The organism is Pseudomonas sp. Irchel s3b6 (genome assembly GCF_900187415.1).
Classification (GTDB): Bacteria; Pseudomonadota; Gammaproteobacteria; order Pseudomonadales; family Pseudomonadaceae; genus Aquipseudomonas.
The window spans coordinates 144,950-162,560 of sequence record NZ_FYDM01000005.1; the positions used below are offsets into that span (position 1 = coordinate 144,950).

A 17,611-nucleotide genomic window follows, 5' to 3' on the forward strand; every position below is an offset into this window, starting at 1 on the left:
GCAGATCGTCAGGCATGAATGATCGCCATTGCCATGCACCTTCAGAGAATCCGCATGCAAACTTTTTTTATCGCACCCACCGATTTTGGCGTGGGCCTGACCTCCATCAGCCTCGGACTGGTGCGTACCCTCGAGCGAGCGGGGCTGAAAGTCGGCTTCTTCAAGCCGATTGCCCAGCCCCACCCCGGCGACACCGGACCGGAACGCTCCACCGAACTGGTGGCCCGCACCCACGGCCTCAAGCCACCCCAACCGCTGGGCTTGGCCCACGTCGAGCGGATGCTCGGCGACGGTCAGCTCGATGAGCTGCTGGAAGAAATCATCACCCTGTACCAGCAAGCCGCTGTCGGCAAGGACGTCCTGATCGTCGAGGGCATGGTACCGACCCGCAGTGCCAGCTATGCCGCCCGGGTCAACCTGCATTTGGCCAAGAGTCTGGATGCCGAGGTGATACTGGTGTCGGCGCCGGAAAACGAAGTGCTCACCGAGCTGTCCGGCCGGGTCGAGTTGCAGGCGCAATTGTTCGGTGGCCCGAAAGACCCGAAAGTCCTGGGCGTGATCCTCAACAAGGTCAAAACCGACGAAAGCATGGAGGCCTTCGCCGCGCGCCTGAAAGAACACTCGCCATTGTTGCGCAGTGGCGATTTCCGCTTGCTCGGCTGCATTCCATTCCAGCCGGAGCTCAACGCGCCACGCACTCGCGACGTCGCCGACCTGATGGGCGCCCAGGTGCTCAACGCCGGCGACTACGAAACCCGGCGCATGACCAAAATCATCATTTGCGCGCGCACCATGCGCAATACGGTGGAACTGCTCAAGCCCGGCGTACTGGTGGTGACGCCCGGCGACCGTGACGACATCATCCTGGCCGTCAGCCTGGCCGCCATCAACGGCGTGCCGCTGGCCGGCTTGCTGCTGACCAGTGACACCCTGCCCGACCCTCGGATCATGGACCTGTGCCGCGGCGCCTTGCAGGCAGGCTTGCCCGTACTGTCGGTCAGCACCGGCTCCTACGACACCGCCAATCAGTTGAACGGCCTGAACAAGGAAATCCCGATCGACGACCGCGAGCGCGCGGAGATCATCACCGATTTCGTCGCCAGCCACCTGGACGCTGACTGGCTGCACCAACGCTGTGGCACCCCGCGGGAAATGCGCCTGTCGCCCGCGGTGTTCCGCTATCAATTGATCCAGCGCGCCCAGGCCGCCAACAAGCGCATCGTCCTGCCCGAAGGCAGCGAGCCGTTGACCGTGCAGGCGGCAGCCATTTGCCAGGCGCGCGGTATCGCCCGCTGCGTCTTGCTGGCCAAGCCTGAAGATGTGCAAGCCGTCGCCCGCGCCCAGGGCATCGAGTTGCCTGAAGGCCTGGAGATTCTCGATCCGGACCTGATCCGCCAGCACTACGTCGAGCCGATGGTCGCACTGCGCAAGACCAAGAGCCTCAACGCGCCCATGGCCGAGCAGCAACTGGAAGACACCGTGGTGATCGGCACCATGATGCTGGCGCTCGATGAAGTCGACGGGCTGGTGTCCGGGGTCATTCACTCCACCGCCAATACCATTCGCCCGGCCCTGCAGCTGATTAAAACGGCGCCGGGCTGCACCCTGGTGTCGTCGGTGTTTTTCATGCTGTTCCCGGAGGAAGTACTGGTCTACGGCGACTGCATCATGAACCCCCATCCGAGCGCCAGCGAACTGGCCGAGATCGCCCTGCAAAGCGCCGACTCCGCCGCCGCCTTCGGCATCACGCCACGGGTGGCCATGCTCAGCTATTCCAGCGGTGAGTCGGCCAGCGGCGAAGAAGTGGAAAAAGTCCGTGAAGCCACCTTGCTGGCCCATGAAGCGCAGAACTCGCTGTTGATCGACGGGCCCCTGCAATACGACGCTGCGGCCAACGAAACAGTGGCGCGGCAATTGGCGCCGAACAGCCAGGTGGCAGGCCGGGCAACGGTGTTCATTTTCCCGGACCTGAACACCGGCAACACCACCCACAAGGCCGTGCAACGTAGCGCTGACTGCGTCAGCCTTGGCCCCATGCTGCAAGGCCTGCGCAAACCGGTGAATGACTTGCCGCGCGGCGCCCAGGTCGACGACATCGTCTACACCATCGCCCTGACGGCGATTCAAGCCGCCAACCGACCTATGGATCTTTGAATGCTGGATTTTCTACCCGCAGCCGTACGGGGCGTGATCGCCTCGTTGCTACTGGCGCTGAACACCCTGTTGTTGTGCTCGTTTCTGTTCGGCGTCGCGCTCTTCAAGGTGTTGCCATTCGCCCTCACCCAACGCTTCAGCCACTGGCTGATGAACCATACCCACGAGGCCTGGATCAGCAACAACAAAGCCTGGATGAACCTGATCGGCCATACCCGCTGGCATCTCAGCGGCCTTGAGGGCCTGGACTATCAGCACTCCTACCTGGTCACCAGCAACCACCAGAGCTGGGTCGACATTCTGGTGCTGCAGTACGTACTCAACCGCCGCATTCGTCCGCTGAAATTCTTCCTCAAGCAGGAACTGATCTGGGTACCCGTGATTGGCGTAGCCTGGTGGGCGCTGGACTTCCCGTTCATGAAGCGTTATTCCAAGGCCTACCTGGACAAGCACCCGGAAAAGAAAGGCAAAGACCTGGAAACCACCCGCAAGACCTGCGCGAAGTTTCGCAACAACCCGGTGGGTATTTTCAACTTCGCCGAAGGCACGCGCTTTACCCCGGGCAAGCACGCACAGCAGCAGTCACCGTTTCGCTACCTGCTCAAGCCAAAGGCCGGCGGCATTGCGTTTGTACTGGACGCCATGGGCGAACAGCTGGAGTCCATCATCAACGTGACCATTCACTACCCGGCCGGACGCCCGGGCTTCTGGGACCTGTTATGCGGCAACGTGAAAGACGTGGTGGTGCACTTTCAGGAACTGCAGATCCCGGCGTCATTCATCGGCAAGAACTACGAGCAGGATGGTGAGTACCGCCTGCAGTTCCAGGGTTGGATCAACCAGCTGTGGCAAGACAAGGATGCGTTGCTGGAACAGATGCACCGCGAGTATCCCGCCAAGTAATACCCTGTCTGTGCCTGCTCACGACGAAGCTCAACCAGACGCAAAAAAACCCGCAGACGATCACTCGCCTGCGGGCTTTTACTTGCCGCTTGAAGCTGAAAGCTTATCGCGGCTCCTGCCTCAGATCGCGCCACACTTGCGCAGCAGATCCAGCACCTGCTTGACGCTTTCTTCCAGCGACAGCGACTGGGTGTCGACCACAAGGTCGGCGTCCAGCGGCACGTCATACGGGAAAGAGTCGCCCGGAATGTTGTCGCCAGCGGCGGCATACAGACCTTGTGGATCGCGTTCGGCACAAACGGTCGGCGAAGCCTGTACATACACCGTCAGTAAACGATCACTGCCGATCAATGCCCTGGCCTGCTCGCGCCCTTCAGCATCGGGCGCAACGAACGCTGCCAGGGTCAGCAAACCAGCCTCGTTGAACTGACGCGCGACGTGAGCCGCTCGACGCCAGTTCTCGGTGCGTCCGGCGCGGTCCTGTGGCAGGCCTTTGTTCAGGTCATGGCGCAGGTTCTGGCCATCGAGCACAAACACTGCGCGCCCCATGTCGAACAGCTTGCGTTCAACTGCATAGGCCAAGGTACTTTTGCCGGCTCCCGACAAGCCGCTGAACAGGACGGTGGCCGGTTGTTGGCCGAAGCGCTGGGCACGCTCTTCGGTCGCTACATGAGCCAACTTGCCATGGTGCGTGCTACTGCCGTGAGCCAGAGGCTGGGCGACGATCATGCCGGCGCCCACCGTGCCATTGGTCAAGCGGTCGATGATGATGAACGCGCCGGTCGTGCGGTTGCTCTCGTAACCGTCGAGGGCAATCGGCGCGTCGAGCGCGATCTTGACCTTGCCGATTTCGTTCAGCTGCAACGCGCTGGCCGGACCTTCTTCCAGGGTGTTCACGTCGACCTTGTTGACGATGCTGGCAATGGAACCTGGCACATAACTGGTGGCGCGCTTGATGTCGTACTTCTTGCCCGGCAGCATCGGCTCTTCAGCCATCCACACCAGCATCGCTTCGAAGTGGTCGGTGACCGGAGGCACACTGTCGGCATGCACCAACAGGTCACCACGGGAGATATCGATCTCGTCTTCCATGGTCAGGGTGACGGCCTGACCGGGACCGGCGTGCTCCAGCTCACCTTCGAAGGTGACGATGGATTTCACGCGGCTGCTCTTGCCCGAAGGCAGCACCACGACTTCGTCGCCCTTCTTGACGATGCCGCTGGCCAGGGTGCCGGCAAAACCACGGAAGTTCAGGTTCGGACGGTTGACGTACTGCACCGGGAAACGCAGGTCGGTGAAGTTACGATCACCCGCCACTTCCACGGTCTCGAGGATCTCCATCAGCGACTGGCCGGTGTACCACGGCGAGCGCTCGGACTTGTTCACCACGTTGTCGCCCTTGAGGGCCGACATCGGCACGAAGTGCATGCTGGTGGGCTTCATCTTCAGGCCTTCGGCAAACGCCAGGTAATCGGCCTTGATCGACTCGAACACACCCTGGTCGAAGTCCTTGAGGTCCATCTTGTTGATGGCCACGACGATGTGCTTGATGCCCAGCAGGGAGGCGATGAAGCTGTGGCGACGGGTCTGGGTCTGCACGCCATAACGGGCATCGACCAGGATGATCGCCAGGTCACAGGTGGAAGCACCGGTCGCCATGTTACGGGTGTACTGCTCATGGCCGGGGGTGTCGGCGATGATGAATTTGCGTTTGGCGGTGGAGAAATAGCGGTAGGCAACATCGATGGTGATGCCTTGCTCGCGCTCGGCCTGCAGGCCGTCGACCAGCAATGCCAGGTCGATATCATCGCCCGTAGTACCGACTTTTTTCGAGTCGCGGGTAATGGCTTCCAGATGGTCTTCGTAGATCATCTTGGAGTCGTGCAGCAGGCGCCCGATCAGGGTGCTCTTGCCGTCGTCGACGTTGCCGCAGGTCAGAAAGCGCAGCAGTTCTTTGCGCTCGTGCTGGCCCAGGTAGGCGAGGATGTCCTCGCTGATCAAATCAGATTGATGGCTCATTGGGTTTAAGCTCCAAGCTGTAAGCTTCAAGCGGCAAGCTTGTCGGCGTACAGCTAGTCAGAAATTCTATTGATCAACCCGTTCAGCATTTTTGAAAGCTCACGGGTTTCTATAATCCAAACTGCTGCCAGAGGCTCAGCGACATACGCGATCTCACTGCCGATCATCAGCTGGGTTCGCAGCTCCCCACAGGAGGCCTTGGCGATCCTCAGAAAACGACATTTATCTCTAGCAGTGAAATGCTCCATACCTTCAGCAATATTGCTCGGGATAGAGAGCGCAGAGCGCGTAATCTGACTTTTGAATACAAGGTCAGGGCATGTAGCCATTTCCTTGTACACACTCACCGTCAACACTTTTGCTCTTTGCCAAACCAAGAGTTTCTCGAAATCCATTTCGATCACCTGCTTTTGATTTGCTTGCAGCTTCTAACTTGCCGCTTGCAGCTTAAAAGTATCCTTGCCGTTTTTTGTCTTCCATGGAGCCGGCGCCATCGTGATCGATGACCCGGCCCTGGCGCTCGGAAGTTCGCGTCAGGAGCATTTCCTGAATGATGTCCGTAAGGCTTTCGGCCTCGGACTCCACCGCGCCCGTCAACGGGTAGCAACCAAGGGTACGGAAACGCACTTTCTTCTTGACGATGCGGGCTTTGTCTTCGTCGCTCAGGTGCTCGAGGATGCGCTCGTCGTCGATCATGATCAGCGTACCGTTCTTCTCGATGACGTTACGCTCGGCGGCAAAGTACAGCGGGACGATCGGGATGCCTTCCAGGTAGATGTATTGCCAGATGTCCAGTTCAGTCCAGTTCGACAGCGGGAATACGCGGATCGACTCGCCTTTGTTGACCTTGCCGTTGTAGACGTTCCAGAGCTCCGGACGCTGGTTTTTCGGGTCCCAGCGGTGCTTGCTGTCGCGGAACGAGTACACGCGCTCTTTGGCGCGGGATTTCTCCTCATCGCGACGGGCGCCGCCGAAGGCTGCGTCGAAACCATGCTTGTCCAGGGCCTGCTTCAGGCCTTCGGTCTTCATGATATCGGTGTGCTTGGCACTGCCGTGGGTGAAGGGGTTGATGCCTTGCGCCACGCCTTCGGGGTTGACGTGGGTAATCAGGTCCAGGCCCAGCTCTTCGACCATCTTGTCGCGAAAGCTGTACATCTCCTGGAACTTCCATTGGGTGTCGACGTGCATCACCGGAAACGGCAGCTTGCCCGGGAAGAATGCCTTGCGTGCCAGGTGCAGCATCACGGCGGAGTCTTTACCGATGGAGTACAGCATCACCGGGTTGTCGAACTCGGCGGCCACCTCGCGGATGATGTGGATGCTTTCCGCCTCCAGCTGTTTCAGATGCGTCAGTTTGTCGACCATGGCTACTCACGAAAGCTTTCTTATGAACGGCCAGCGGGCCGTGTTCGAGCGAGGATCCTAGCACAGCGTCATCGTCTAATCAGGACGCCAACTAGATCGAAAGGGCATATGAATATGCCTGCGCGTTCTGGCGTCCGAGGCTCGCCCTCATCGTTGAATCGTGGTGTTCAGTGAAGCGCTGAACACCCTCAAATCGGATTCGGGCAATCAATGAAGATATGCTCCAGGGCGAACCGCCGCGCCAGGTATTCCCCCAGTGCCTGCACGCCATAGCGCTCGGTGGCGTGATGGCCGGCCGCGATAAAGCTGATGCCATTCTCGCGAGCGCTGTGGAAGGTTTGCTCGGACGCCTCGCCACTGAGGTACAAATCGACGCCGGCTTGCACCGCCTGGTCGATGTAGCCCTGGCCGCCGCCGGTGCACCAGCCCACACGCCGAATCATCTCGCGACCTTCGATCAGCAAGGGTTCACGGCCCATGACGTCCCGCACATGACGGGCGAAGTCGCGCGCGGTCATGGGTTCGGCCAGCGAGCCCACCAACCCGACCACCTTGAGGTTATCCGGGTCCAGCGGACCTTCCACGGTGATATCCAGTTGGCGAGCCAGTTGCACGTTGTTGCCCACATCCGGGTGCAAATCCAGCGGCAAGTGATAGGCCAACAGGCTGATATCGTGCTTGAGCAGGGTCTTGAGCCGGCGCTGCTTCATGCCGGTGATGCAGGGGTTCTCGCCCTTCCAGAAATAACCGTGGTGGACCAGCACCAGGTCGGCCTTGGCCTCGACTGCGGCATCGAGCAAGGCCTGGCTGGCCGTGACGCCGCTGACGATGCGCATGACCTGCGGCCGACCTTCGACTTGCAGGCCGTTGGGGCAATAATCGGAAATCTTCGAACTGCTGAGGTAGCGATCCGCTTCTTCTACCAGGGTGCTCAGGGCAACGGCCATAAAAGACTCCTAAATATCCCGTTCAGAGGCGCGCGCGGCCTCGTATAATGCGCAACATTATGGGCCGTGGTTGGCCCGTCGTAACCTCCCAGGATTTGTTCAATGCTCAAGGGTCTGCGTTTTTTTGGCTGGCCGCTGTTGGCCGGCGTGCTGATTGCGTTGCTGATTATCCAGCGTTACCCGCAATGGGTCGGGCTACCGAGCCAGGATGTGAATCTTCAGCAGGCCCCGCAAACGACTCTGAACCAACATGGACAGGTGTCCTACGCCGATGCGGTGGTCATCGCGGCACCCGCGGTGGTCAACCTCTACACCACCAAAGTGGTCAACAAGACCACTCACCCTCTGTTTGAAGACCCACAGTTCCGACGCTTCTTCGGTGACAACGCGCCCAAACAGAAACGCATGGAGTCGAGCCTCGGTTCCGGCGTGATCATGAGCCCGGAAGGCTATTTGCTGACCAACAACCACGTCACCTCCGGCGCCGACCAGATCGTGGTCGCACTCAAGGATGGTCGTGAAACCCTGGCTCGCGTCATCGGCAGCGATCCGGAAACCGACCTCGCGGTGCTGAAAATCGACTTGAAGCACCTGCCATCGATCACGGTCGGCCGCTCGGAAAGCATCCGGGTCGGCGACGTTGCGCTGGCCATCGGCAACCCGTTCGGCGTCGGCCAGACCGTGACCATGGGCATCATCAGCGCCACCGGGCGCAATCAGTTGGGCCTGAACAACTACGAAGACTTCATCCAGACCGATGCCGCGATCAACCCGGGCAACTCCGGCGGCGCGCTGGTGGATGCCAACGGCAACCTGACCGGCATCAACACGGCGATTTTCTCCAAGTCCGGCGGCTCACAAGGTATCGGCTTTGCGATTCCGATCAAGCTGGCCATGGAAGTGATGAAGTCGATCATCGAGCACGGCCAGGTGATTCGCGGCTGGCTGGGCATTGAAGTGCAACCCCTGAGCCAGGAATTGGCGGAGTCGTTTGGCCTGTCGGGGCGACCGGGCATTGTCGTTGCCGGGATTTTCCGTGATGGCCCGGCACAAAAAGCCGGCCTGCAATTGGGCGACGTGATCCTCAGCATCGATGGCGAACCCGCCGGTGATGGCCGTCGTTCGATGAACCAGGTGGCACGGATCAAGCCGACCGACAAGGTCAGTATCCAGGTCATCCGCAATGGCAAGGAACTTGAGCTGACTGCGGAAATCGGCCTGCGGCCCCCCCCAGCCCCGATCGCCAAAGAAGAGTAAGCATTGACCCGGCCATGCCGGGTTAAAGCATGCACTCTCATCAGCAATGTTATATTGTTCCAATATCACTATTGGAACGATCTCATGCCGTCTCGAAAAACCGCTTCCCTGGCAGGCCTTGCACTCGGCCTGCTGGGGAATCCGGCACTTGCCGAAGAACCCCGCCCTCTGGAACTGGACGCCATCAGCGTCAGCTCCGAGTACGAGTCCGCCACAGGACCGGTCAAGGGCTATCGCGCGACTCGCTCTGCCAGTGCGACCAAAACCGACACGGCCATTCGTGATATCCCCCAGTCCATCAGCGTGATCCCCGCCAGCGTCCTCCAGGACCTGGGCAGCAACGACATCGAGCGGGCGCTGGAGTTTGCCGGCGGCGTCTCGAAACAGAACGATTTCGGCGGCCTGACGCTTTATGAGTACAGTGTGCGCGGCTTCACCACCTCGGAGTTCTACAAGGACGGTTTCGCCGCCAACCGCGGCTACCCAAGCACTCCAGATGCCGCCAATGTCGAACGCATCGAGGTACTCAAGGGGCCTGCCGCCAGCCTTTACGGGCGCGGCGATCCCGGCGGCACGGTCAACATCGTCACCAAGAAACCCCAGCCAGAAGCCTTCAGCACCTTGCAGACCCGCGCCGGCAGCTGGGATCGCTATCGCACTGCTCTGGACGTCAATACCCCCCTCGACCCTCAGGGCGAGGTGCTGTCGCGGATCAACCTGGCCGTCGAGGACAACCACAGCTTCCGCGATCACGTGGATAGCCAGCGTGTGTTCCTCGCGCCTTCGCTCAGTTGGCAACTCAATCCCGACACCAACCTGCTGCTGGAAAGCGAAATCGTCCGCCACAGTTCAACCTTCGACCGCGGCATCGTGGCGCCGAACAACCGTTGGAGCGGGGTCAAGCGTTCGACCTTCCTCGGCGAACCCAATGACGGCAACATCGACAACCACAACAACCTGCTGCAGGCGACCCTCGACCATCACCTCAACGACACCTGGAAGCTACGCCTGGCCAGCCACTACAAAGACGGCAAGCTCTGGGGACATGCCTCGGAAACACGCCCCCTGAACGCCGACCTGCACACCGTCAACCGCCGCTACCGTGAGCGCGATACCCGGTGGCACGACAGCATCACCCAGCTCGAATTGCGGGGTCTGTTCGACATCGGCAGTTGGCAGCACGAACTGTTGATCGGCAGCGAATACGAGAACCTGCGCAAGAACGAACGAGTGACCACCCTCGCTGGCGGCCCCTATGCGATCGACATCTACAACCCGGTTTATGGTCAGCCAAAACCAGACGGCAAACGCACGGGTCCGGACTTCTTCGAGCAGGTCGAAAGCCGAGCCCTCAACCTTCAGGACCAGATCGTATTCAGCGAACGCCTGCGCGGCATTCTGGGGGTGCGCCTGGAGCATTTCGAGCAAACCATCGACGATCAGGTACTCGGCAACCGCAGCCGGCAAGACCACGACGCCCTGACCCAACGCGCCGGCCTGCTCTATCAGCTGACACCACAGCACGGCCTGTTCGCCAACGCCTCGACCTCGTTCAAGCCGAACAACGGCCTGGACGCCGCGGGCAAGTCCTTTGCTCCGCAGGAAGGCGTCGGCTACGAGGTCGGCCTCAAGAGTGAGCTGTTCGAGGATCGCCTGAGCAGCACCCTCGCCGCCTTCCACATCGAAAAAGAAAACGTCCTGGCCCTCGATCCGGCCACCGATACCTACCGGGCAATGGGCAAGGCCCGCAGCCAGGGTTTCGATCTGCAGGTGAGCGGACAACTCTCGGAGGCCATACGACTGATCGGTGCCCTGGCGTACATCGATGCCGAGGTGACCCAAGGCGATCCGGTCATTCCCACTGGCAGCCGGATTCTCGGGGTGGCCAAGCGCAGCGGTAGCCTGTTGGCTGTCTACCAGTTTCAAGACGGCGCATTGCGTGGCTCGGACATCGGTGCCGCCTACACCTATGTCGGTGATCGCTCGGGCGAAGCCGGTAGCGACTTCGAACTGCCGGCTTACCAGACCGTCGACCTGCTGGCCCATTACCAGGCCAGCGACCGCGTCACGTTGGGGCTGAACCTGAACAACCTCTTTGATGAACGGTACTACGAGCGCTCTTACAGCAACTACTGGGTCAACCCCGGCGAGCCGCGCAACTTCACCGTCAGCCTGACACTCAATCTGTAAAAGGAAATCACCATGCAACACGCTAAATCACTGGTCCTGCTGGGGCTGATCGGCGCACTGCTCAGCGCTCAGGTCTCGGCTCATGGCCTGTGGACCGAACAACGCCGTGGCAACATCGAAGTCATCTACGGCCACGGTGCCGAGGACAATGCTTTCAAGGCCCGGAAAGTCAGCGGCGCCTGGGCGTATGACATCACCGGCAAAATGATTCCCGTCACCGTACAGCGCCTGGTGGATCACGCCCGCCTGCAGCCGCTCAAACCGCCGGCGGTGTTGGCCGTGGCGCTGGACAACGGCATGTGGTCGCAGACGGCGGACAAAAAGTGGGTCAACGAAGGACGCAGCAACGTGCCGGGGGCCGTCGAGTCGACCCAGACGTTCAAGTACAGCCTGGCGATCTATCAGCCGGGGGCGAAGTTGCCCGCGCTTGATCAACTGAAGCTGCTGATCTTGCCAGAGGTTGATCCGCTGACGGTGGGGCCTGGCCAATCATTGCCAGTGCGCGTGCTACTGGACGGCAAACCGGCCGCTGGGGTGAAGCTGATCGGCGACTACCGCAACGCGCCGAACACCTTGAGTACCGAAACCGACAAGGATGGCCGGGCACAGCTAGTGGTGCGAAATGAAGGGCTGAATGTGATAGCGGCGCAGGTGGAGGTCCAGCTCAAAGACAATCCGGATGTGGCGACGCGCGGCTTGTTCAGCTCACTGACGTTCCTGGGCGAACCGCATCACGAGTAGCACACCCGCCCTTGCTCGCGATGAGGTCACTCATGATTGTTCCACGCCCTGCGTGGGAATGCCGCCATGGACGCTGCGCGCCCATTGTGACGTGGAGCGTCACGGGAAGCTCCCACGCAAGCGCGCGGGAACGATCCGTCATAGCGATCTACAGGTCGCCAAGCGCGTCGATCAACGCCTGGTTCTGCTCTGGCGTGCCGATGGTAATGCGCAGGAACTGGGCGATCCGCTCTTGCTTGAAGTGACGAACGATCACGCCCTGCTCGCGCAACTTCGCCGCCAGGCCAGCAGCGTCGTGCCGAGGATGGCGGGCGAAAATGAAGTTCGCCGCCGACGGCAGCACGTCAAAGCCCTTCTCCTGCAGTTGCGCAACCACCTGCTCGCGACTGTCGATCACCCGTCGACAGGTCTTGTCGAAGTACTCGCGATCATCAAAGGCAGCGGCCGCGCCGACGATAGCCAGGCGATCCAGCGGATACGAGTTGAAGCTGTTCTTGATCCGCTCCAGCGCCTCGATCAGGTCCGGATGCCCCACCGCCAGGCCCACACGCAAACCCGCCAGCGAGCGTGATTTGGACAGGGTCTGGGTCACCAGCAGGTTCGGGTAGCGATCGACCAGACTGATCGCGGTTTCACCGCCGAAGTCGATGTAGGCTTCATCGACCACGACCACCGAATCAGGGCTGGCCTTGAGGATCTGCTCCACGGCGTCCAGCGCCAGCAGGCAACCGGTCGGTGCATTCGGGTTGGGGAAGATGATCCCGCCGTTGGGCCTGGCGTAGTCCGCCGGATTGATCTGGAACTGCTCGTCCAACGGCACCGCGTCGAATTTGATGCCGTACAACCCACAGTAGACCGGGTAGAAGCTGTAGCTGATGTCCGGGAACAGCAGCGGCTGATCGTGTTGCAGCAACCCGTGGAAGATGTGCGCCAGGACTTCATCGGAACCGTTGCCGAGGAATACCTGATTGCCCTGCACGCCGTAGTACCTGGCCACGGCCTGCTTGAGCAGGTCGCTGTTGGGGTCCGGATACAGACGCAGATTGTCGTTGAGCTCGGTCTGCATCGCCGCCAGTGCCTTGGGGGATGGACCGTAGGGGTTTTCGTTGGTGTTGAGCTTGACCAGTTTCGCCAGCTTCGGCTGTTCGCCCGGCACATAGGGCACCAGATCCTTGACGAACGAACTCCAGAATTTACTCATATTCAGTTTCCTTCTTTGTCGTCAACGATGCGGTATTCGGCGCTGCGGGCGTGGGCCGTCAGCGATTCGCCACGGGCCAGCACGGAAGCCGTCTTGCCCAGTTCCGAAGCGCCTGCCTCGGAGCAGAAGATGATCGACGAACGCTTCTGGAAGTCATACACCCCCAGCGGCGAAGAGAAACGCGCGGTGCCAGAGGTCGGCAACACGTGGTTGGGGCCGGCGCAGTAGTCGCCCAAGGCTTCGCTGGTGTGGCGCCCCATGAAGATCGCCCCGGCGTGGCGAATCTGCGGCAGCCAGGCTTGAGGATCGGCGACCGACAGTTCGAGGTGCTCCGGCGCAATGCGATTGGCCACCTCGATGGCTTGCTGCATGTCACGCACCTGGATCAGCGCACCACGGCCATTGATCGAGGTTTCGATGATCTGGGCACGTTCCATGGTCGGCAACAGCCTGGCGATGCTCGCCGCCACCTGGTCGAGGAACCCGGCATCGGGGCTGACCAGAATCGCCTGGGCGTCTTCGTCGTGCTCGGCCTGGGAGAACAGGTCCATCGCAATCCAGTCAGGATCGGTCTGGCCGTCGCATACCACGAGGATTTCAGACGGACCGGCGATCATGTCGATGCCCACCTGGCCAAACACATGACGCTTGGCAGTGGCCACATAGATGTTGCCAGGGCCGACGACCTTGTCGACCTTCGGCACGCTTTCGGTGCCGTAGGCCAGCGCCGCCACGGCTTGCGCGCCGCCAATGGTGAACACCCGGTCGACGCCCGCGATGCACGCCGCCGCCAGCACCAGTTCGTTGACCTCACCACGCGGGGTCGGCACCACCATGACCACTTCGGTCACGCCGGCCACCTTGGCCGGAATCGCGTTCATCAACACCGAGGACGGATAGGACGCCTTGCCGCCAGGCACGTACAAGCCGGCGCGGTCCAGTGGCGTGACCTTCTGGCCCAGTACCGTGCCGTCGGCTTCGGTGTAGGTCCAGGAGTCCTGCTTTTGTTTTTCGTGGTAGCTGCGCACCCGGGCGGCTGCTTTTTCCAGGGCTTCGCGCTGGGGCACGGTAATGCGGGTCAGTGCCAGCTCCAGACGTTCGCGTGGCAGGATCAGGTCCGCCATCGAGGCAACCTGCAGGCCATCGAACTTCTGGGTGAACTCAACCAGCGCGGCATCGCCACGCTCACGCACCGCCTTGATGATGTCCAGCACTCGCTGATTGACCGAGTCGTCAGACACACTTTCCCAGCTCAGCAGATGATCCAGATGATGCGCGAAATCCGGGTCAGCAGCGTTGAGTCGGCGAATTGCAGTCGGTGCGGTCATAGCGAGAGCCTCATAGGATTGGCAAAAACTCAGGCGCCCTAACTTAGCCGTCGTTTCCGCTTGGGCACCTGAGAATTCTGGCTATGAGGCGGATAGACGGGCGCAACTTAACGTCGCGCAGGTGAATCAGCCGCGGTGTCGAGACTCCACTGCCTTGCGCAGGGTGTCGATCAACGCCTGGATTCGGGCGTGCTGCATTTTCATCGAAGCTTTGTTGACGATCAGCCGGGAGCTGATGGCCGCAATGAAATCCTGTGGCTCCAGGCCATTGGCCCGCAGCGTGTTACCGGTATCGACCACGTCGATGATCTTGTCCGCCAGACCAATCAACGGCGCCAGCTCCATCGAGCCGTAAAGCTTGATGATGTCGACCTGACGGCCCTGCTCGGCATAGTAACGCTTGGCAACATTGACGAATTTGGTGGCAATACGCAGACGGCCCTTGGGCTCGATCGCGCCAACTTTACCGGCAGTCATCAACTTGCACTGGGCGATCTGCAGGTCCAGTGGCTCGTACAGGCCCTGGCCGCCGTATTCCATCAGCACATCTTTACCGGCGACGCCCAGGTCAGCGGCACCATGCTCGACGTAGGTCGGCACATCGGTGGCACGCACGATCAACAAGCGCACGTCGGCCTGGGTCGTGGGGATGATCAGCTTGCGGCTCTTGTCCGGATTCTCGGTCGGCACGATGCCCGCTTCAGCCAGAAGCGGCAGGGTGTCGTCGAGGATGCGGCCCTTGGACAGTGCGATGGTCAACATGGGAAACGTCAGTCCTTATCAGGCAACGATGCCCGGTCGCAAACGGCGCCGGACACAGGCCGAGCCTGAAACAGGCTCGACTTCAATCAATCTGTGGGCACTTCCCTGTGCCCTTGACGCAGGGACTAGCCCGGTACGCGGCGGATCTTCGCGCCCAGCATCTGCAACTTCTCTTCGATGCACTCGTAGCCACGGTCAATATGGTAGATGCGATCGATCAGGGTGTCGCCTTCGGCGATCAGTGCCGAAATCACCAGGCTGGCCGAAGCCCGCAGGTCGGTAGCCATTACTGGCGCGCCCTTGAGTTTTTCGATACCGGTGACAATGGCGGTGTTGCCTTCGACCTGGATGTGAGCACCCATGCGATGCAGTTCGTAGACGTGCATGAAGCGGTTTTCGAAGATCGTCTCGATCACCGCGCCAGTGCCTTCGGCAATCGCGTTGAGGGAGATGAACTGCGCCTGCATGTCAGTCGGGAATGCCGGGTAGGGAGCCGTACGCACGTTAACAGCTTTTGGCCGCTTGCCGTGCATGTTCAGCTCGATCCAGTCTTCGCCGGTGGTGACTTCAGCACCCGACTCACGAAGCTTTTCCAGAACGGCTTCCAGAATGGTCGGATCCGTGTCCTTGACCTTCACGCGACCGCCAGTCACGGCAGCGGCGACCAGGTACGTACCGGTTTCAATACGGTCCGGCATGACTTTGTAGACCGCCGAGTGCAAGCGCGGTACGCCGTCGATGGTGATGGTGTCGGTGCCGGCACCCTGGACCTTGGCGCCCATGGCGTTGAGGAAGTTCGCCAGGTCGACGACTTCAGGCTCGCGAGCGGCGTTTGCCAGAACGCTGCGACCGTTGGCCAGAGCGGCCGCCATCATGATGTTCTCGGTACCGGTCACGCTGACGGTATCGAAGAAGAAGTGTGCACCACGCAAGCCGCCTTCCGGTGCCTTGGCCTTGATGTAGCCGCCTTCGACGTCGATGGTCGCGCCCATGGCTTCAAGGCCACGGATGTGCAGGTCGACCGGACGCGAACCGATGGCGCAACCGCCAGGCAGGGCAACTTCGGCTTCACCGAAACGCGCAACCATAGGGCCCAGCACCAGGATCGAGGCACGCATGGTTTTCACCAGTTCGTACGGTGCGATCAGGGTCTTGATGGTGCGCGGGTCGATTTCGACGCTGAGCTTCTCGTCGATCACAGGCTCAATGCCCATGCGACCGAACAGTTCGATCATGGTGGTGATGTCGTGCAGGTGCGGCAGGTTGGCGACCGTCACCGGGCCGTCACACAGCAGCGTTGCCGCCAGAATCGGCAGGGCAGAGTTCTTTGCCCCGGAGATGCGGATTTCGCCATCAAGACGAACGCCGCCGGTAATAATCAATTTATCCATAAGAATCTCGACGCCCTTGGGCTCAGGTGCGCTCGGCCCAGGCCGCGCTGCTGAAAAATTTCATAGTGACCGCGTGGATGCTGCCATCAGCGATCCATGGGTTCAAATGGGCATAGATGCTCTGTTGACGCTTGACCGGGCTCAAAGCCACCAGTTCATCGCTAATCACGTTCAGCTGAAAGTTGCAGCCTTCGCCCTCAACTTCTACCTGTACGGATAAAAGAGTCTCGGACAGCTTTCCCTCAAGGAAGCTCTTCACTTCGTTGGCCTGCATGCTCAACCTCAATCGGCGCCCTGTGCGCACGGGTCGGACATCATACAAAAAAGCCCCGCGCCTGCGAACCCCGCATGGCAGGACTCTGACGGGGGGCCTTTTTATAGATGTTAGTTAAGGGTGCGCCAAAATCCCGGTCAAACCAGAGACCTGAGCGATTTCACGCATGTCATCCGGCAATGCACGGACACTCACTGCCTTGCCACCGGCTGCCGCGTCGCGCATGAAAGCCATCAGCAACGACAAACCGACGCTGCTGGACTTCTCCACGCCCGAGCAATCCAGCACCACGGCTGGCGAGGTACTGGACTTGATCAAGGCCTGGCCCTGCTTGCGCAGTTCCGGGCCGGTGCGGTAATCGAGTACGCCACTGAGCATCAGCTCACCGGCGTCCCCCATACGGACGGCCGACTCACTCATTGCGCTTGCTTCTCGGCGGTCTGTTCAGTGTTTGCCTTGGCTTTGGCGACTTCACCGGCCCAACCATTGATGGTCTTGTCCAGGTCGTTGCCATTGCGCTGCATCGCGTCGGCGAACTGGTCACGGAACAGTTTGCCAATATTGATGCCGTTGATGATCACGTTGCGCAGCTTCCACTCGCCATTGATCTTCTCGAGTGTGTAGGACACAGGATAGATCGAGCCATTGCTACCCTTGACGGTCATGCCAACGCTGGTGCGGTTACCCGACTCATCCTTGGCTGGCTCGACGACGATGCCCTGGTTGTTGTACTCGAGCAAAGCGTTGCCATAGAACTGGAACAGGCCGGTCTTGAAGTTCTCTTCAAAGGTCTTCATCTGCGCAGGCGTGGCCTTGCGCGAGTACTTGACCGTCATGATGCTCTTGGAAATGCCCTCGGCATCCACCACGGGCCCGACAATGCTGTTCAACGCAGCATAAAAGTCCTTCGGATCCTGCCTGTACTTCTCTTTGTTGGTCGCAAGGTCTGCGAGCAACCGGTTGGTCGTATCCTGTACCAGCTCGTGCGCCGAAGGCGCAGCCACGGCGTTAGCCATCAGCGGCAAGGCCGCGAGCAAGACAAACAGGCTACGTCGCAAAGTAGAGATCATGGAAAAACT

16 protein-coding genes are annotated in these 17,611 nt (G+C 60.5%); 5 read left to right on the forward strand and 11 right to left on the reverse strand.

Annotation, left to right across the window (positions count from 1 at the left end):
* Positions 1-54 precede the first annotated feature (54 nt).
* Positions 55-2,154 carry a phosphate acetyltransferase gene (gene pta, locus CKW07_RS11280; protein WP_095145129.1) on the forward strand — a complete coding sequence of 700 codons (2,100 nt, stop codon included), beginning with the start codon at positions 55-57 and terminating at the stop codon, positions 2,152-2,154.
* Positions 2,155-3,057: an acyltransferase gene (locus CKW07_RS11285; RefSeq protein WP_095144973.1), complete on the forward strand. Its 903-nt coding sequence runs from the start codon at positions 2,155-2,157 to the stop codon at positions 3,055-3,057.
* Positions 3,058-3,177: 120 nt separating this feature from the next.
* On the opposite strand, the gene cysN is transcribed toward CKW07_RS11285, so the two are convergent.
* From cysN to CKW07_RS11305, 4 genes are all read right to left on the reverse strand, one after another.
* Positions 3,178-5,076, reverse strand: a complete 1,899-nt coding sequence (gene cysN / locus CKW07_RS11290; RefSeq protein ID WP_095144974.1) for a sulfate adenylyltransferase subunit CysN — start codon at positions 5,074-5,076, stop codon at positions 3,178-3,180.
* 53 nt (positions 5,077-5,129) lie between these two features.
* Entirely contained in the window at positions 5,130-5,471 is a 342-nt protein-coding gene (locus CKW07_RS11295) for a four helix bundle protein (protein ID WP_095144975.1), read from the reverse strand.
* Between the two features lie 52 nt (positions 5,472-5,523).
* Complete coding sequence (gene cysD, locus CKW07_RS11300; protein ID WP_095144976.1) at positions 5,524-6,441, reverse strand: sulfate adenylyltransferase subunit CysD; 918 nt, start codon at positions 6,439-6,441, stop codon at positions 5,524-5,526.
* Positions 6,442-6,629: 188 nt separating this feature from the next.
* Positions 6,630-7,388 carry a Nif3-like dinuclear metal center hexameric protein gene (locus tag CKW07_RS11305; RefSeq protein WP_095144977.1) on the reverse strand — a complete coding sequence of 253 codons (759 nt, stop codon included), beginning with the start codon at positions 7,386-7,388 and terminating at the stop codon, positions 6,630-6,632.
* Between the two features lie 102 nt (positions 7,389-7,490).
* Here CKW07_RS11305 and algW point away from each other — a divergent pair, with 102 nt between their 5' ends.
* The 3 genes from algW (at position 7,491) to CKW07_RS11320 (ending at position 11,576) form a co-directional block, all read left to right on the forward strand.
* On the forward strand, positions 7,491-8,645 hold the full coding sequence (algW, locus tag CKW07_RS11310) for a Do family serine endopeptidase AlgW (RefSeq protein WP_095144978.1): 1,155 nt from the start codon (positions 7,491-7,493) through the stop codon (positions 8,643-8,645).
* An 84-nt stretch (positions 8,646-8,729) separates the two neighbouring features.
* Positions 8,730-10,835, forward strand: a complete 2,106-nt coding sequence (locus tag CKW07_RS11315) for a TonB-dependent siderophore receptor (protein ID WP_095144979.1) — start codon at positions 8,730-8,732, stop codon at positions 10,833-10,835.
* Between the two features lie 12 nt (positions 10,836-10,847).
* On the forward strand, positions 10,848-11,576 hold the full coding sequence (locus CKW07_RS11320; protein ID WP_095144980.1) for a DUF4198 domain-containing protein: 729 nt from the start codon (positions 10,848-10,850) through the stop codon (positions 11,574-11,576).
* Between the two features lie 148 nt (positions 11,577-11,724).
* Here the strand turns inward: CKW07_RS11320 and hisC are convergent, their stop codons facing one another.
* The 7 genes from hisC to CKW07_RS11355 form a co-directional block, all read right to left on the reverse strand.
* A complete protein-coding gene (hisC, locus tag CKW07_RS11325) occupies positions 11,725-12,777 on the reverse strand; it encodes a histidinol-phosphate transaminase (protein WP_095144981.1) in 1,053 nt (350 codons plus the stop codon).
* A 2-nt stretch (positions 12,778-12,779) separates the two neighbouring features.
* Positions 12,780-14,105, reverse strand: coding sequence for a histidinol dehydrogenase (gene hisD / locus CKW07_RS11330; protein ID WP_095144982.1), 1,326 nt, complete (start codon positions 14,103-14,105; stop codon positions 12,780-12,782).
* A 126-nt stretch (positions 14,106-14,231) separates the two neighbouring features.
* On the reverse strand, positions 14,232-14,867 hold the full coding sequence (gene hisG, locus CKW07_RS11335; protein ID WP_095144983.1) for an ATP phosphoribosyltransferase: 636 nt from the start codon (positions 14,865-14,867) through the stop codon (positions 14,232-14,234).
* 125 nt (positions 14,868-14,992) lie between these two features.
* A complete protein-coding gene (gene murA / locus CKW07_RS11340; RefSeq protein ID WP_095144984.1) occupies positions 14,993-16,258 on the reverse strand; it encodes a UDP-N-acetylglucosamine 1-carboxyvinyltransferase in 1,266 nt (421 codons plus the stop codon).
* A 22-nt stretch (positions 16,259-16,280) separates the two neighbouring features.
* Positions 16,281-16,532, reverse strand: a complete 252-nt coding sequence (locus tag CKW07_RS11345) for a BolA family protein (RefSeq protein WP_095077854.1) — start codon at positions 16,530-16,532, stop codon at positions 16,281-16,283.
* Between the two features lie 114 nt (positions 16,533-16,646).
* A complete protein-coding gene (locus CKW07_RS11350; protein WP_095144985.1) occupies positions 16,647-16,952 on the reverse strand; it encodes a lipid asymmetry maintenance protein MlaB in 306 nt (101 codons plus the stop codon).
* Positions 16,949-17,602 carry a phospholipid-binding protein MlaC gene (locus CKW07_RS11355; protein WP_095144986.1) on the reverse strand — a complete coding sequence of 218 codons (654 nt, stop codon included), beginning with the start codon at positions 17,600-17,602 and terminating at the stop codon, positions 16,949-16,951. The genes CKW07_RS11350 and CKW07_RS11355 overlap by 4 nt, the downstream gene beginning before the upstream one ends.
* Positions 17,603-17,611 lie beyond the last annotated feature (9 nt).

Excerpts from the sequence above, each read along its gene's own strand:
- pta (WP_095145129.1), top strand. The coding sequence starts at position 55 with ATGCAAACTTTTTTTATCGCACCCACCGATTTTGGCGTGGGCCTGACC.
- CKW07_RS11285 (WP_095144973.1), top strand. The coding sequence starts at position 2,155 with ATGCTGGATTTTCTACCCGCAGCCGTACGGGGCGTGATCGCCTCGTTG.
- cysN (WP_095144974.1), bottom strand. The coding sequence starts at position 5,076 with ATGAGCCATCAATCTGATTTGATCAGCGAGGACATCCTCGCCTACCTG.
- CKW07_RS11295 (WP_095144975.1), bottom strand. The coding sequence starts at position 5,471 with ATGGATTTCGAGAAACTCTTGGTTTGGCAAAGAGCAAAAGTGTTGACG.
- cysD (WP_095144976.1), bottom strand. The coding sequence starts at position 6,441 with ATGGTCGACAAACTGACGCATCTGAAACAGCTGGAGGCGGAAAGCATC.
- CKW07_RS11305 (WP_095144977.1), bottom strand. The coding sequence starts at position 7,388 with ATGGCCGTTGCCCTGAGCACCCTGGTAGAAGAAGCGGATCGCTACCTC.
- algW (WP_095144978.1), top strand. The coding sequence starts at position 7,491 with ATGCTCAAGGGTCTGCGTTTTTTTGGCTGGCCGCTGTTGGCCGGCGTG.
- CKW07_RS11315 (WP_095144979.1), top strand. The coding sequence starts at position 8,730 with ATGCCGTCTCGAAAAACCGCTTCCCTGGCAGGCCTTGCACTCGGCCTG.
- CKW07_RS11320 (WP_095144980.1), top strand. The coding sequence starts at position 10,848 with ATGCAACACGCTAAATCACTGGTCCTGCTGGGGCTGATCGGCGCACTG.
- hisC (WP_095144981.1), bottom strand. The coding sequence starts at position 12,777 with ATGAGTAAATTCTGGAGTTCGTTCGTCAAGGATCTGGTGCCCTATGTG.
- hisD (WP_095144982.1), bottom strand. The coding sequence starts at position 14,105 with ATGACCGCACCGACTGCAATTCGCCGACTCAACGCTGCTGACCCGGAT.
- hisG (WP_095144983.1), bottom strand. The coding sequence starts at position 14,867 with ATGTTGACCATCGCACTGTCCAAGGGCCGCATCCTCGACGACACCCTG.
- murA (WP_095144984.1), bottom strand. The coding sequence starts at position 16,258 with ATGGATAAATTGATTATTACCGGCGGCGTTCGTCTTGATGGCGAAATC.
- CKW07_RS11345 (WP_095077854.1), bottom strand. The coding sequence starts at position 16,532 with ATGCAGGCCAACGAAGTGAAGAGCTTCCTTGAGGGAAAGCTGTCCGAG.
- CKW07_RS11350 (WP_095144985.1), bottom strand. The coding sequence starts at position 16,952 with ATGAGTGAGTCGGCCGTCCGTATGGGGGACGCCGGTGAGCTGATGCTC.
- CKW07_RS11355 (WP_095144986.1), bottom strand. The coding sequence starts at position 17,602 with ATGATCTCTACTTTGCGACGTAGCCTGTTTGTCTTGCTCGCGGCCTTG.